Below are 13,394 nucleotides of genomic sequence, written 5' to 3'. Positions count from 1 at the left end.
CGGTTGAGTCGCATGCGCTTTCTGTCAGGATGCGCGCCCGGAGCGGGCTACCATGCGGGTAGCGGCTTCCCGGCCGGAAGAGATTGACGTAGGAGGTCATCATGCCGGCTTACGAGAGATCGACGTGCTAGCGCCTAACGACCGAAGCACATTCCTGTCGACCTTGCCGGCTACGCGAAGCGATCGCAGGGCTGCGTTGGCGATCGTCGGCATCTCCGCGATCCTGTTCGCACTGGCGGTACCGTTTGCGGGCTTGCCGCTCGCACAGGTGCCGGCCTTCGTGGCGAGCTACCAGTCGGCGCTCGCGGTCAGCGACATCATCACCGCCGTTTTGCTGCTGTCGCAGTTCGCCGTGCTGCGCAGCCGCGCGCTGCTGCTGCTGTCGATCGGCTATATGTTCACGGCGGGCGCCGCGGTGACCCACGCCCTCACCTTCCCCGGGCTGTTCGCCCCGGCCGGATTGTTCGGTGCAGGCCCGCAGAGCACCGTCTGGCTCTACATGATCTGGCACGCCGGTTTCCCGCTGTTCGTGCTGGCCTATGCCTGGCTCAAGGACGGCAACGGCGGCAACAGGGTTGCGGGCGCGACGGCTCCCGCGATCGCACTTTCCGTCGCCGGCGTGTTCGTCGCGTTGACCGTCTTCGCCTGGCTGGTGACTGCGCAGCACGGCCTGCTACCGGTCCTGCTCAAGGACGGCCACTACACCCCCACCATGATCGGCGTGGTGTCGTTCGTGTGGTCCCTGAGCTTCGCGGCGCTGGTCACGCTGTGGTTTCGCAAGCCGCACACGGTGATCGACGTCTGGCTCATGGTCACGATGTGCGCCTGGCTGTTCGACATCGCGCTGTCGGCGATCGTCAACGTCGCGCGTTTCGACCTCGGTTTCTATGCCGGCCGGCTCTACGGCCTCTTTGCGTCGAGTTTCGTGCTCGCGGTGCTGCTGATCGAGAACGTGCGGCTCCAGGCCAACACGGCAGGCATGGTCGGCGCGCTGCAGCGGCAGTCGAGCTCGGAGCGGAACTATTATGCCGAGCGCGAGCGGCTGTTCAGCGCCGTCGTCGAGTCCTCCAACGACGCCATCATCACGAAGTCGCTCGACGGCACCATCACGTCCTGGAACAAGGCGGCCGAGCACGTCTTCGGCTACTCCGCCAGCGAGGCGATCGGCCGCCAGGTCGATATCATCATGCCCGAGGGGCAGCGCGAGGAAGTCGCCGAAATGCTGGCCCGCACCCGCAACGGCGAGGTCATCGACCAGCACGAGACCGTGCGGCTGCACAAGAGTGGCCAGCCGATCGACGTCCTGCTGAGCCAGGTCCCGCTGCGATCGACCGACGGCAAGATCATCGGCGCCTCCAAGGTCGCCCGCGACATCACCGAGCGGAAGCGGGCGGAATCCGCTCTCAACCGCGAGATCGAGGAGCGCCAGCGCATCTTCGAGACCTCGCAGGACCTGATCCTCGTGACGGACGGTTACGGCAATTTCATCCAGATCAGCCCGAGCGTGAAGGACATCCTCGGGTACAAGCCGGAGGACATGATCGGGCACAGCGCCATCGAGTTCATTCACCCTGATGACCTCGACAACACCCGCAGCGAGATGCGCGCGGCGCGGCGTGGCGCGGTCAAGCGCAGCTTCGAGGCGCGCTACTACCACTACGACGGCCACGAGGTGACGCTGAACTGGATGGGGACCTGGTCGGAGCCGGTGAAGCGCCATTTCTTCATCGGCCGCGACCTCACCGAGAAGCAGGCCGCGGAAGCCCAGCTCAGGCAGGTCCAGAAAATGGACTCCATCGGCCAGCTGACCGGCGGCGTCGCCCACGATTTCAACAACGTGCTGACCGTCATCACCGGCACGATCGGCATCCTCGCGGACGCGGTGGCCGACCGTCCCGAGCTCGCCGCCATCACCAAGCTGATCGACGACGCCGCCGAGCGCGGCGCGCAACTGACCAAGCACCTGCTCGCCTTTGCCCGCAAGCAGCCGCTCCAGCCGCGCGAGATCGACGTCAATGCGTTGGCGCTCGAGGCCGCCAAGCTGCTGCACCCGACCCTCGGCGAGCAGATCACCATCATGCCGCAGCTCACCGAGGATGCCTGGCCGGCGCTGGTCGACCCGGGCCAGCTTTCCACCGCGATCCTCAATCTCGCGCTGAACGCGCGCGACGCCATGCCGGACGGCGGCACGCTGGTGCTGGAGACCCGCAACATCTTCCTCGACGACGGCTATGCCAGCATGAATCCCGACGTCGTCGCCGGCAGCTATGTGATGATCGCGGTCAGCGACACCGGCACCGGCATTCCACCCGACCTGATGGAACGGGTGTTCGACCCGTTCTTCACCACCAAGGAGGTCGGCAAGGGCACCGGGCTCGGGCTCAGCATGGTGTTCGGCTTCGTCAAGCAGTCCGGCGGCCACATCAAGATCTACAGCGAGGAAGGCCACGGCACGAGCGTGAAGATCTATCTGCCGCGCTCGAGCGGCGTGCAGGAGAGCGAGTACGAGTCGCTCCAGAACGTGCCCATCGCCGGCGGCGACGAGAAGATCCTGATCGTCGAGGACGACGCGCTGGTGCGCCAATATGTCGTGACCCAGATCAAGAGCCTCGGCTATGCCGCGCTCGAGGCCGCCAATGCGGCCGAAGCCCTCACCATCATCGATGCCGACAAGGGCATCGACCTGCTCTTCACCGACATCATCATGCCGGGCCACATGAACGGCCGCCAGCTCGCGGACGAGGCGGTACGGCGGCGTCCCGACCTGAAGACGCTGTTCACCTCGGGCTACACCGAGAACGCCATCGTCCATCACGGCCGGCTCGATTCCGGCGTGCTGCTGCTGGCCAAGCCCTATCGCAAATCCGAGCTTGCCAAGATGCTCAGGACCGCGCTGGCGAGTTGAGCGCGCGGCATCGGTGCGCTATCGCTGATGCCTGAAGCGCATGGAGTGCCGGCCTTGAAAAACCTGCTTACCGATATCGCCGGCGTCCGCGTCGGCCATGCTGAGGATGCGAAAGTCGCCTCCGGCACAACAGCGATCATCTTCGATGCCCCGGCGGTCGCGGCGATCGACGTGCGCGGCGGCGGGCCCGGCACGCGCGAGGATGCGCTGCTCGATCTTGCCAGCACGGTCGAGCGCGTCGATGCGATTGCGCTGTCCGGCGGCTCCGCCTTTGGCATCGAGACCGGCGGCGGCGTCCAGGCCTGGCTTGCCGAACAGGGCCGCGGCTTCCGGATTCGCGAGGCGGTGATCCCGATCGTGCCGGGCGCCATCGTGTTCGACCTGCTCAACGGCGGCGACAAGGCCTGGGGCCGCTTCGCGCCCTATCGCGATCTCGGTTACGCGGCAGCTGTGGCCGCGGGCCACGACTTCGCGCTGGGCAGCGTCGGCGCAGGCCTCGGCTGTACCACCGCGACCTTCAAGGGCGGGCTCGGCTCGGCTTCAGCGGTCCTGCCCAACGGCATCAAGGTGGCCGCCATCATGGTCGTCAACGCGGTCGGCAGCGCAACCGTCGGCGAGGGACCGTGGTTCTGGGCGGCGCCGTTCGAGGAGAACGGCGAGTTCGGCGGGCGCGGCCTGCCATCCAAATTCACGCCTGACATGCTGGCGATGCGCATCAAGGGCGGCCCGGCCGCGAGCGCGCGCGAGAACACCACGATCGGCCTCGTCGTCACCGATGCGACGCTGACCAAGGCCCAGGCCAAGCGGCTTGCGATGATCGCGCACACCGGATTTGCCCGCGCCATCTATCCCGTGCATGCCCCGACCGACGGCGACGTGCTGTTTGCGGCTGCGACCTGTGAGAAGCCGATCGAGCCGCTGGTCGGCCTCACCGAGCTCGGCACGGTCGCCGCCAACGTGGTCGCGCGCGCGATCGCGCGCGGCGTGTACAGCGCGACGGCGCTGCCGTTTGCGGGAGCATTACCGGCGTGGAAGGACCGCTTCGGCGCGTAAGCGGCACGCGCCTCTCACCGTATATCGCGCGTCATCGGCCGGCGAAGACCGGGCGATCCAGTATCCCAGAGACAGTTGTGATTGAACCGAGAAGCCGCGGCGTACTGGATGCCCCGGTCCCGGCTCCGCCAAGGCTACGCCGGGGCCACAAGGGTGCTCGGCCGCCGAAGCTTTAGCGAAGGCGGCAAGCCGGGGCATGACAGCGAGTGGGCGTCAGACGCTCATCGACATCGACGAGCCGGCGGTCGCTGAGGCGCCTTGGCCCTGCCCGCCTTGCCGCTGCATCAACTGCGCGAACAGATCGTAGGCCGAATTGCGAGAGGAGCTGGAGGCGCCCGGGACGGTCGTCGACATCTTGAAGCCGTCGGCATAGGTGACGGTGGTGGTGGTCGAGCCGTCCGCAGCGGTCGTCGTGGTCGAGGTCGACCCGCCGCTCGACTTCGAGGCGGAATCCGATCCATCGCCGGAGCCGCTGGCACCGTGGGCATGGCCGTGATGGCCGCTCTTCAGCGCCTTCGACATCTCATCCAGGCTGACGCTGCCGTCGGAATTCGTATCCATCTTCGAGAACACGTCGTCGGCCTGCGCGAGGTTGGTGCCGCCGGCCCCGAGCGCGTTCTCGAATTCGGACTTGGTGATCTTGCCGTCGCCGTCCCCGTCGATCTGCGAGAACAGGTCCTTCAGCGCGGCGTCGCGGCTCGTCGAGGTCGAAGACGTCGAGCTCGACGAGGTCGAGCTGGCCGTGCTGCCGGTGCCGCTGGACGACTGGCTCTGCGCGGCGAACAGCGCGTTCATCGTCTCCGGCGAGATTTGCGGCGTTTTGCCCGCGTTGACCGACGAGGTCGCGCCGCTGGTCGTGCTGCTGCCGCTGTCGATCGCGAACGGATTGATCGGCGCGTTCTGCGAAGACCCCGTCTTCTGGGTCGAGGAGGACGATTTCGAGTTCGTCAGCGACTGGATCGCGTCGAGCGCGCTCGATACGGCACCAAGGGCAAACAACATTGCACAACTCCAACCGATGCGGCACGCCGCAGCCAATGTTCTGGCGGTGATGTCAGCAAGCGTCGTGCCAGCGCAAAAAGCTCAATGAAATCCGCCTTCGCGACGCCTGGCGCGGCTCCGGAACACCGGCAATTCATGCCGGTCGCGGCAGAAATTTCCGCCCACAGGAAGCACGCCACCCCTGCATTGCCCGGCTGAGAGGCCCATGTTAGGCGAGCATCATCTTTCACGGCCGCCACGGGACACCGCGCCATGACCCAAGCCTTCACTCCCCGCCCCCTGGCCATCGCGCCCTCGATCCTGGCCTCGGACTTCTCCAGGCTCGGCGAAGAGGTGCGCGCGGTGGACGCGGCCGGCGCCGACTGGATCCATCTCGACGTGATGGACGGACATTTCGTGCCCAACATCTCCTACGGCCCCGACGTCATCAAGGCGATGCGCCCGCACACCAAGAAGATCTTCGACGCGCATCTGATGATTTCGCCCTGCGACCCCTATCTCGAGGCCTTCGCCAAAGCCGGCTGTGACCACATCACCGTGCATGCGGAAGCCGGTCCCCATCTGCACCGCTCGCTCCAGGCGATCCGCGCGCTCGGCAAGAAGGCCGGCGTCTCGCTCAACCCGGGCACGCCGATCAGCGTGCTCGAATACGTCATCGACCTCGTCGACCTCGTGCTGGTGATGTCGGTCAATCCCGGCTTCGGCGGCCAGGCCTTCATCCCGTCTGCGGTCGGCAAGATCCGCGACATCCGCGCGATGACGGCGGGACGTCCGATCGACATCGAGGTCGATGGCGGCGTCGGTCCCGATGTCGCGGGTCCCCTGGCCGCGGCGGGCGCCAACGCCTTCGTCGCCGGCACCTCCGTGTTCAAGGGCGGCACGCAGGAAGCGTACAAGACCAACATCGCCGCGATCCGTAACGCCGCCGCAGGCGCACGCGGCGAAGCGATCTGAAGCACAAGCAACATATTTGCTGAAAAGCTGCGGGTCTTACGGGCGTTGCGACGCGCAATGCCTAAATTGCACCTTGATCCGTACTCCTCCGGGCTTCCCTGATTCGTGCAAATCACCGCTAGTGATTCCTGCCTGTTTTCGCGGGAGCACATCATGACGACGACCCTGGTTTGGACTGGCGTGGCGTTGTGGCTTGGTTTCAGTGCGTTTGTTGTGTTTGGCCCATCGGCCGGACCGGCGAGGGTGCCGGCACGTTCGGCCCGCATCGTCCGTCGCGACTGGTATCGGGCCTGAGCCCATGCAGATCGCGCTCGTGAAGCGTCAAGCGAAGCGCAGGTGCCGCATCCCGCGGCGCCCGCATCCTGACCTCGACTATTTCTTCGGTCGGCTCGAACGCACCGAAGGCGAGAGGCGCGACGACACCGGGCCCGAGATGGCGGACCCGGATCACCCGCTCCGGTCACCGCGCCGGCATTGAATTCTGTTCTGGACCACGCCCGATGAAACCGCACTGCCCGAACTGCCTGAAGGAAATGACCAAGGCATCCGCGTCGCGTAACCTCTTCAATTGCGAGCCCTGCCGCGAGATCATCCAGTATTTCGGCGGCGGCGCGGATCACGGCGAGCCCGGCCCGCAATTCTGCTGGCCGATCCGCCGCAAGCGCTCCGTCCACGCCGCCCACGCGGCGTGATCTTTCCTAGCCCCACACGACGCCGGCGTCCGGTTTCGCCGCAGCCATCCGCGGCGGCCGCACCACGGTGACGGTGCAGGCCGCCTCCGAGGCCACCTTGGCCGAGACGCTGCCGAGCAGCGTGCGGCGGAACGAGCTCTGCCGTGCGCCGATGATGACGTGGTCGACCTGATTGATCTCGGCGAATTCCAACAGCGCCGCGGCGGGGTCGACGGCCTCCAGCACGTGAACCGACAGCCGGCTCTCGTCCAGCTTGAGCGGCGTCGCCCAATGCCGGAGCGCGACCAGGCGGTCGATATGCTTGTTGGAGCCCTGCTCGTCGAGCGTCCGGTCGATCGCGATGCGGTTGAGCTTGAGCACGTTGACGCAGGCAAGCCGCGCCGACGGCAGCGTCGCGAGAATGCGCTCGGTCGTCACGCGCAGCGCCTCGTTCAGCTCGCCCGCGCCTTCCACCGTGTCGAGCGCGACCGCGAGGATCGGGCTGGAGGCGATTTGCGCGGCGACGTCCGATTTCGCGCGCGGCGCCATGACGCCCAGGTTGAAGCGCCGCCGCCAGGCGACGCTCAAGGGGTCGCGCTTCAGCCGTTCCGAACGCGCGGTGAGCCTGACCTGGTCCGGATGAGCGAGATCGAAGGCGAGCTGGGACGCGGTCGGATAGCGCCGCACCGGCTCGATCTCGAGACAGCGCAGCACCACCTCCTGAAGCCAGGGCGGATAGTCCGCGCGCAATTCGCGCGGCGGATGCGGATCGCGCCACAGCCGGCGACGCATCGCGCGCAGCGTCTCGCCCTCTCCGAAGGGACGCTCGCCGGTGGTGAAGAAATAGAGCAGCACGCCCAGCGAAAACAGATCGCTGCGCGGATCGTCGCGTACCCCCAACAGCCGCTCGGGCGCCATGTAGGGCGCGGTGCCGTAAGGCAGGCGGAATTCTTCCTGCAACAGGTCCGGCAGATGGTTGTGGTGCGACAGGCCGTAATCGATCAGGACCGCCTCGCCGCTATCGCGGAACATGATGCTGCTCGGCTTGATGTCGTGATGGATCACGTTCTGCCGGTGCAGATCGGCCAGCGCGGCGGCGATCTTCGCGACGAGCTGCCGCGCCTCCTCATATGGGAGCGGCAGGTCGGGCAGCCGCTTGTAGAGCGTGGTCCCGGGAATGCGCTCGATCACGGCGTAGGCCTGGTGCGCGAAGTCACCGGTGCCGAAACACGAGGGCACGTGCGGGCCGGCGAGCCGCGGCAAGATCATCATCTCCATCTCGAACGAGACGATCGCGGCGGGGTCCTCGCCCTCCGACACCCGCGGAATCTTCATCAGCAGCGGCACGTCGATGCCGGGATGGGTGACGGTCCACAGCGTCGCCATGCCGCCGGCATGGACGCATTCGCCGATGGTGTAGCCGTCGATCTCGGCGCCTGATTTGACCAGGGATTGCGGCATCGGCCTCTAGCGTCCCTGCGACAGCCGGTCGGCGAGCCAGGGCGGCAGGCCGTTCTCGCGAATCTTGTTCGCCGCGCTCGCGATGTCATAGGGCGCGCGGCAATAGGTGATCTGGCACGACACGGTGTCGAACAGCACGAAGGCTGCGGATGGATCGCCATCGCGAGGCTGGCCCACCGAGCCGAGCACGGCCAGCCATTGCCGCCCGCGCAGCAGCGGCACGGAAACGTCGGTCTTGGGCACGAGGCCCGTCATCTTCGCCGTCACCGACATCGAATAGAGCGCCGGGCGATGGATGTGGCCGCAGAAGGTGACATGGGCGGGCGTCGATATCAGGCTCTTGGCGGCATCCGCCGTCGAACGGACATAGTGCCAGCGCTGCGGGCTCGAGGCCTCCGAGTGGACGTAAAGGCGCTCCTTCTCATCCACCAGCATCGGCAGCTCGGCGAGGAACCGCCGCTGCGCGACGTCGAGCCGCCCGCGCGTCCATTCGATCGCGATCTGCGCCTCCGCATTCATGGCTTCGGTCGTGGTGTTGACCGCCTCGTCATGATTGCCGCGGACGACGATGGCGCCCTCCCGGACCAGACCCATCACGGTATCCACGACCCATTCCGGATCGGCGCCATAGCCGACGAAATCGCCGAGCAGGACGAACCGCTCCGCGCCCTTCGCGCGGGCAACCTTCAGGCAGGCCTCGAACGCCTGCCGGTTGCCGTGGATATCCGAGAAGACAGCGAGAAGCACGCACCCTCCACCCCAAAGGCCTTATCGGAAGCCGATAAGGCCAAATTGAGGGACGTCAAGAAGATGCGCCAGTGCGGGTCCGTTTTCCACGTGCCCCTGTCGCGATGGTGAAGGGCCTATTGCTCGTCTTTCGGCGGCATCCGGGGCGGCGGAATCGGGGTGAACACCGCGCCTTGCGCGCCGGCGGGTGGTGCCAGGAATTCGCCGGTCGAGGAATCGCCGCCGCTGGTCTCCAGAATGGTCTTGGGCGTCACATATTCCCGGACCATGTCGATCAGGCTGCCATCGCCGCCGCCGAAATCGGCGGCGCGGCCGCCTTGCGGATGTCCCAGCGCGATCTCGTTCTCCGCCGCATGGGTCTTGTCGGCCAGCCTGTCATTGTAGGGCACACGAAAGGCGCGCGGGATGCCGCTCGGCCGATTGTCCTCGTCGAGCTGCTCGACCCAGAGATAGATCGAGCCGGGATCGCCCTCCAGCGAATGCGGCTCGACGATGCGGGCCTTCAGCAGCTTGAAGGTCGCCGGCAGCCGTTCGGAACTGGCCCAGCCCAGCAGCCCGCGCATCTCGGTGAAGCTGACGACATAGAAGGCGCTGGTCACGACCACCGCGACGGCCTTCAACGACCAGTGCAGCCGCGCATAGACTAGCACGACCAGCAGCAGCGCGCCGATGACGGCGTAGGCGACCGACAGCGTGAGGATGACCGTCTGCAGGCTAGTCACGGCGCACCCTCACAGCGTTCTTGCTCACCCCCGTCCGCGGGTCGAGATCGGCGCCGTTGCGCCAACTGCTGCGGAACGTCTCGAGCAGCGATTTCGGCCGCTGGTCCACATTGACGACCTTGCCTTCCGCATCGAGCCGGAACCGCACCGCGGTCTTCTCGTCGCCGGTGTGATCGAGCGTGAACTTGTTGTCGAAGACCACCTGCGCGGTCGGATTGAGTTTTTGTACCTTCACATTGGCCTGGACCGGCTCGCCCGTCGTCGCCACGAAATGCGAGACGTTGACGGTGTATTCGCCGGCGACGATGCCGCGCACCGTGACGATCTCCTCGCGGATCGGCGAGGCGATCTTCTTGCCGTTGACCATGATGAAGTCGTTGGCCCCGCCCCGGTCGTCGCGATCGAGCGTGAGGAAGCCGGCTTCGCGGTGGCGATACCAGGCGATGTTGCCGGCGGGATCCTGCACGAACAGGTCGAGATCGTCTGGATGGCTGTCCGGCCAGTCCAGCGTGATCATGAACTCGGCCTTGGAATCGATCTTGCCGTCCTTGGCATCGGGCGACACCGCGAGGAGCGCGAGAAAAAACAGGAAGGCGATCACCTGGAGCGCCTTGAACAGCATCACGCCCAGGGGATCGAACGGCTCCTCGCGCGGATAGAGACCAAAGTCATCCATCATGACGCGGTTCCAGCGCCTTTGCGCTCCAGCACCGGCGTCACGTAGGTCTCGGTCAGCACCACAGCATCCGAGAACACGCGCTGGGTCGCTGCATCCAGCATGTAGTACTGGATGCGGACCAGGATCGAGCCGACGAGGCCCGCGAGCGTCGTGTACATCGCGACCGCCATGCCGTCGCTCATCAGCCCCATCGATGAACGCATCGCGACCTTGTCGGCGGCATCCAGCCCCGCGATCGGCGCCAGCATGATGATGAAGCCGATGATGGTGCCGAGCAGGCCAAGCTTCATCAGCGTGTCCGAGACAAAGGCACCGAAGCCGTTGGAGCCGCGCAGCCGGTCGGCCAGTGTCCGCAGCAGCAGCGTCTGGTCGACCGCCCGGTAGTCCTGCGCGGACGCTTTCGTCACGAGGCTCTCGATGTGGTCCCGCACCAGCCCGCGTGGCAGCGCGGCCGCGCTGCCGTCGAGCACCTTGCTGCCCCCGGGCGCCGCGAGCACCGCCCGGCAGCGCCGCGCCGCCGCGCCTTCACGGGCGATCGCCCGTGTCCGCAGGAAGCAGTGGCCGCAGGTGACGACATAGAGCAACGCGATCACGCTGGAAATGTAGGTGCGATCCGAGGTCAGCATCAGGCGGATCAGGCCGAAGCGCCACAGCAGCACGACGGCGAAGATCGACAGCCCGGTGAAGATCATCCAGAACAGCAGCGCGCTGCGCTCGGATGGGTCGGCAGCAGACCCCGCGATCGGTCCAATCGTCATCGAACTCATGCTGCACTGCTCCTGGCTTGCAGGGATTGGCCTGCAACGATTCCACCCCGATTAGATCAAAGCCGCCGCGCGCGGTCCAAAGAGCCATGCCCAATCCGGCTTGGGAAATTTGCCCGAGCTGCAATCCGGCCCAAACCCCGCAATTGGCAAGGCGCGGCGGCGTTGTTAGGCTGACCTTACCAAACGTTGAGGGTGATCGCATGCGCCTCGTGCTTCAGCTTGTCGCCCGTCTGCTTCTCATCGTCGCGCTCTGCCTTGGCGCTGCGACCGTCTGGGCCACGTTCGACGCCTATCGCAGCGTCGACCGGGCGACCGCGGCCTCGGCGCAGCGGGTCGCGCAGGCGCTTCAGGCGCTGTACTGGCACGAGTTCTTGTTGCGCAGCAGCAGAACGCGCGAGCAGCTCTTGCCGGTTCCGGAGTGGCGCACCCTGGAGACGATGAAGCTGATCTCGCCCGGCGTCTGCGTCGAGTTCCAGCCGGCCATCGCATTCGAAAGGCCGCTCTGCGGCCAGAGCGTGGGGCTAGGCAAGACGCCGCCGCACTGGTTCACCGCGATCGTACCCATCTTCCTCGGCAGCCACGCCGAAGTGATAAGGCCCGTCAGTCCCCGCGCGGCAGCCGCCGGAACGGTCGTCGCGACGCCGGATGCCGCAGCGGCCATCTCGCTTGCCTGGGAGTATCTCCTCAACGTGGTCGATGTCGCGCTTCTGATGGCGGCGGCGATCGCTCTGCTGGCGTCGCTCGCGATCGCGCACGCGCTGGCGCCGGCGCGCACCATCGTCACCGCGCTCCAGCGCATGGCGCGGGGCCAGTATCGCACGAAACTGCCGCGCTTCCGTTCCATGGAGCTGGCGATGATCGGCAGCGCCGTCGGCGAGCTCGGCGGCCGGCTGGAGGAAGCCACCGAACAGCGCGCGGCGCTGACAAGGCGGCTGATCGAGATCCGTGACGACGAACGCCGCGCGCTCGCCCGCGAGCTGCACGACGAGTTCGGCCAAAATCTCTCCGCCATCCTCGCCTTCGCCAACACGATCGAGACCGCAAGCGCGAAGGAGAGCAAGGATAACGCAATCGCGCAGGACGCGCGCATGATCTCGCAGGCTACCCATCATCTGATGGCCTCGCTGCGCGATGCGCTCAAACGCCTGCGCAATCCCCTGCCCGAGGAGCTCGGGCTCGAGGCCAGCCTGGTCAATTTGGTGGACAGCTGGCGCTCGCAAAGCGCAGCGCAGCCGACCATCCGGCTCGATCTCAGGGGCGACCTCACCGACATCAGCGGCCCGGCCGCCACCACCGCCTATCGCGTGGCGCAGGAATGCTTGACCAACGCACTGCGCCACAGCTCGGCGCGCGAGATCTCCCTGCGCATCGAGCGGCGCACCGGTGACGACGACGCGTTGCTGATCCGTGTCGAGGACGACGGCGGCGGCGACGCCGCACGCGTGGCGCAGTCGGCCGGCTTCGGCCTCACCGGCATCCGCGAGCGGGTCGCGGCGGCCGGCGGTTCGCTGTCGATCCTGCCTGCGCGAGGAGGCCTCAGCGTCGCCGCCACCATCCCGCTCGCAGCGTGAGGCCGACATGAGCGAGGTCGCGGCAACAGGCATCTCCGTGCTGCTGGTCGACGATCATCCGATCGTGCGGCAAGGCTACCGTCGCGTGCTGGAGAGCCAGGGCGATCTCCATGTCGTGGCGGAAGCCGACAATGCCGCGGACGCCTACGGCGCCTTCAAGGCGCACGACCCTGATGTCGTCCTGCTGGATATCTCGATGCCCGGCGCGAGCGGGCTGGAGGCGATCCGCAACATCCGCGCGCGCAGCCCGCGGGCGCGCATCCTCGTCTTCACCATGCACAACGAAGCCGTGCTGGTGAAAGCCGCCTTCAGCGCCGGCGCCAGCGGCTTCGTCACCAAAAGCAGCGAACCCTCCGCGGTCGTCACCGCGATCCGCAGCGTTGCGCGCGGCGAGCGCGCCATGAGCGACGACATCGCGCATATCCTGGCCGAGGACAGCCTGTCGGCGGGCTCGGCGCTGGATCAACTGGGCGAGCGCGAGATCGAGATCCTGCGCCAATTCGCCGGCGGCGCGACGACTGAGCAGATTGCTGCTCATCTCAATCTCAGCGTCAAGACGGTGCAGAACTATCACTATTTGATCAAGACCAAGACCGGCGCGCGCACCGACGCGCAACTCGTGCGGCTGGCAGCGAGCTGCGGGCTGACGAGGATCTAGAGCTTGGCGGCTGGACGCCTATCTGGTTCCGGCCGGCCGCCCCAACGAAGGTCTCCAGTCGCTCTCGGATTGTGCTAGGCTCGATCGCAGCCACGGCATCCGGCACGAGACCGCCGGTGGATGTCTGTTGGGCTCCGATCTTGACGCGAGCCTCCCGGCTCTTTCGAAGCCGCCCTCGTTCCCGTTGTATGTTTTGCATGACAA

13 protein-coding genes are annotated in these 13,394 nt (G+C 66.6%); 7 read left to right on the top strand and 6 right to left on the bottom strand.

The window, feature by feature from the left end:
* Nucleotides 1-52 precede the first annotated feature (52 nt).
* Both ABIB99_RS05530 and ABIB99_RS05525 read left to right on the top strand, forming a co-directional pair.
* Nucleotides 53-2,905, top strand: a complete 2,853-nt coding sequence (locus tag ABIB99_RS05530; RefSeq protein WP_354175022.1) for a PAS domain S-box protein — start codon at nt 53-55, stop codon at nt 2,903-2,905.
* Between the two features lie 54 nt (nt 2,906-2,959).
* Nucleotides 2,960-3,958, top strand: coding sequence for a P1 family peptidase (locus tag ABIB99_RS05525; protein ID WP_071912452.1), 999 nt, complete (start codon nt 2,960-2,962; stop codon nt 3,956-3,958).
* A 213-nt stretch (nt 3,959-4,171) separates the two neighbouring features.
* Here ABIB99_RS05525 and ABIB99_RS05520 read toward each other — a convergent pair whose 3' ends face one another.
* Nucleotides 4,172-4,960: an EF-hand domain-containing protein gene (locus ABIB99_RS05520; RefSeq protein WP_354175021.1), complete on the bottom strand. Its 789-nt coding sequence runs from the start codon at nt 4,958-4,960 to the stop codon at nt 4,172-4,174.
* A gap of 252 nt (nt 4,961-5,212) precedes the next feature.
* Between ABIB99_RS05520 and rpe the strand changes: the two genes are divergently transcribed.
* From rpe to ABIB99_RS05505, 3 genes are all read left to right on the top strand, one after another.
* On the top strand, nt 5,213-5,914 hold the full coding sequence (rpe, locus tag ABIB99_RS05515) for a ribulose-phosphate 3-epimerase (RefSeq protein WP_354175020.1): 702 nt from the start codon (nt 5,213-5,215) through the stop codon (nt 5,912-5,914).
* A gap of 298 nt (nt 5,915-6,212) precedes the next feature.
* The gene (locus ABIB99_RS05510; RefSeq protein ID WP_028147458.1) at nt 6,213-6,392 is read left to right on the top strand and encodes a hypothetical protein; all 180 of its coding nucleotides are present in this window, start codon (nt 6,213-6,215) and stop codon (nt 6,390-6,392) included.
* A gap of 22 nt (nt 6,393-6,414) precedes the next feature.
* Complete coding sequence (locus ABIB99_RS05505) at nt 6,415-6,606, top strand: hypothetical protein (RefSeq protein WP_014494175.1); 192 nt, start codon at nt 6,415-6,417, stop codon at nt 6,604-6,606.
* A 6-nt stretch (nt 6,607-6,612) separates the two neighbouring features.
* On the opposite strand, the gene ABIB99_RS05500 is transcribed toward ABIB99_RS05505, so the two are convergent.
* The 5 genes from ABIB99_RS05500 to ABIB99_RS05480 form a co-directional block, all read right to left on the bottom strand.
* Complete coding sequence (locus ABIB99_RS05500) at nt 6,613-8,046, bottom strand: serine/threonine protein kinase (protein WP_231142281.1); 1,434 nt, start codon at nt 8,044-8,046, stop codon at nt 6,613-6,615.
* A 6-nt stretch (nt 8,047-8,052) separates the two neighbouring features.
* The gene (locus ABIB99_RS05495; protein ID WP_354175019.1) at nt 8,053-8,793 is read right to left on the bottom strand and encodes a metallophosphoesterase family protein; all 741 of its coding nucleotides are present in this window, start codon (nt 8,791-8,793) and stop codon (nt 8,053-8,055) included.
* A 116-nt stretch (nt 8,794-8,909) separates the two neighbouring features.
* Nucleotides 8,910-9,515, bottom strand: coding sequence for a hypothetical protein (locus tag ABIB99_RS05490; protein WP_166091382.1), 606 nt, complete (start codon nt 9,513-9,515; stop codon nt 8,910-8,912).
* Nucleotides 9,508-10,194, bottom strand: a complete 687-nt coding sequence (locus ABIB99_RS05485; protein ID WP_135215437.1) for a DUF2135 domain-containing protein — start codon at nt 10,192-10,194, stop codon at nt 9,508-9,510. Before ABIB99_RS05485 ends, ABIB99_RS05490 begins: the two co-directional genes overlap by 8 nt.
* A complete protein-coding gene (locus tag ABIB99_RS05480; protein ID WP_212487398.1) occupies nt 10,191-10,961 on the bottom strand; it encodes a MotA/TolQ/ExbB proton channel family protein in 771 nt (256 codons plus the stop codon). The genes ABIB99_RS05485 and ABIB99_RS05480 overlap by 4 nt, the downstream gene beginning before the upstream one ends.
* A gap of 200 nt (nt 10,962-11,161) precedes the next feature.
* On the opposite strand from ABIB99_RS05480, the gene ABIB99_RS05475 reads away from it, so the two are divergent.
* Together ABIB99_RS05475 and ABIB99_RS05470 are read left to right on the top strand one after the other, a co-directional pair.
* Complete coding sequence (locus ABIB99_RS05475; RefSeq protein WP_354175018.1) at nt 11,162-12,532, top strand: sensor histidine kinase; 1,371 nt, start codon at nt 11,162-11,164, stop codon at nt 12,530-12,532.
* 7 nt (nt 12,533-12,539) lie between these two features.
* Nucleotides 12,540-13,190: a response regulator gene (locus ABIB99_RS05470; protein WP_028158452.1), complete on the top strand. Its 651-nt coding sequence runs from the start codon at nt 12,540-12,542 to the stop codon at nt 13,188-13,190.
* The last annotated feature ends 204 nt before the right edge of the window (nt 13,191-13,394 follow it).

The sequence above is a fragment of the Bradyrhizobium sp. LA6.1 genome (genome assembly GCF_040547805.1).
Classification (GTDB): domain Bacteria; phylum Pseudomonadota; class Alphaproteobacteria; order Rhizobiales; family Xanthobacteraceae; genus Bradyrhizobium; species Bradyrhizobium barranii.
The sequence above is the reverse complement of the archived record's forward strand: the minus strand, read 5'-3'. Positions and strand labels throughout refer to the sequence as shown.

Excerpts from the sequence above, each read along its gene's own strand:
- ABIB99_RS05475 (WP_354175018.1), top strand. The coding sequence starts at position 11,162 with ATGCGCCTCGTGCTTCAGCTTGTCGCCCGTCTGCTTCTCATCGTCGCG.
- ABIB99_RS05520 (WP_354175021.1), bottom strand. The coding sequence starts at position 4,960 with ATGTTGTTTGCCCTTGGTGCCGTATCGAGCGCGCTCGACGCGATCCAG.
- ABIB99_RS05480 (WP_212487398.1), bottom strand. The coding sequence starts at position 10,961 with ATGAGTTCGATGACGATTGGACCGATCGCGGGGTCTGCTGCCGACCCA.
- ABIB99_RS05470 (WP_028158452.1), top strand. The coding sequence starts at position 12,540 with ATGAGCGAGGTCGCGGCAACAGGCATCTCCGTGCTGCTGGTCGACGAT.
- ABIB99_RS05485 (WP_135215437.1), bottom strand. The coding sequence starts at position 10,194 with ATGATGGATGACTTTGGTCTCTATCCGCGCGAGGAGCCGTTCGATCCC.
- ABIB99_RS05510 (WP_028147458.1), top strand. The coding sequence starts at position 6,213 with ATGCAGATCGCGCTCGTGAAGCGTCAAGCGAAGCGCAGGTGCCGCATC.
- ABIB99_RS05500 (WP_231142281.1), bottom strand. The coding sequence starts at position 8,046 with ATGCCGCAATCCCTGGTCAAATCAGGCGCCGAGATCGACGGCTACACC.
- ABIB99_RS05505 (WP_014494175.1), top strand. The coding sequence starts at position 6,415 with ATGAAACCGCACTGCCCGAACTGCCTGAAGGAAATGACCAAGGCATCC.
- ABIB99_RS05530 (WP_354175022.1), top strand. The coding sequence starts at position 53 with ATGCGGGTAGCGGCTTCCCGGCCGGAAGAGATTGACGTAGGAGGTCAT.
- rpe (WP_354175020.1), top strand. The coding sequence starts at position 5,213 with ATGACCCAAGCCTTCACTCCCCGCCCCCTGGCCATCGCGCCCTCGATC.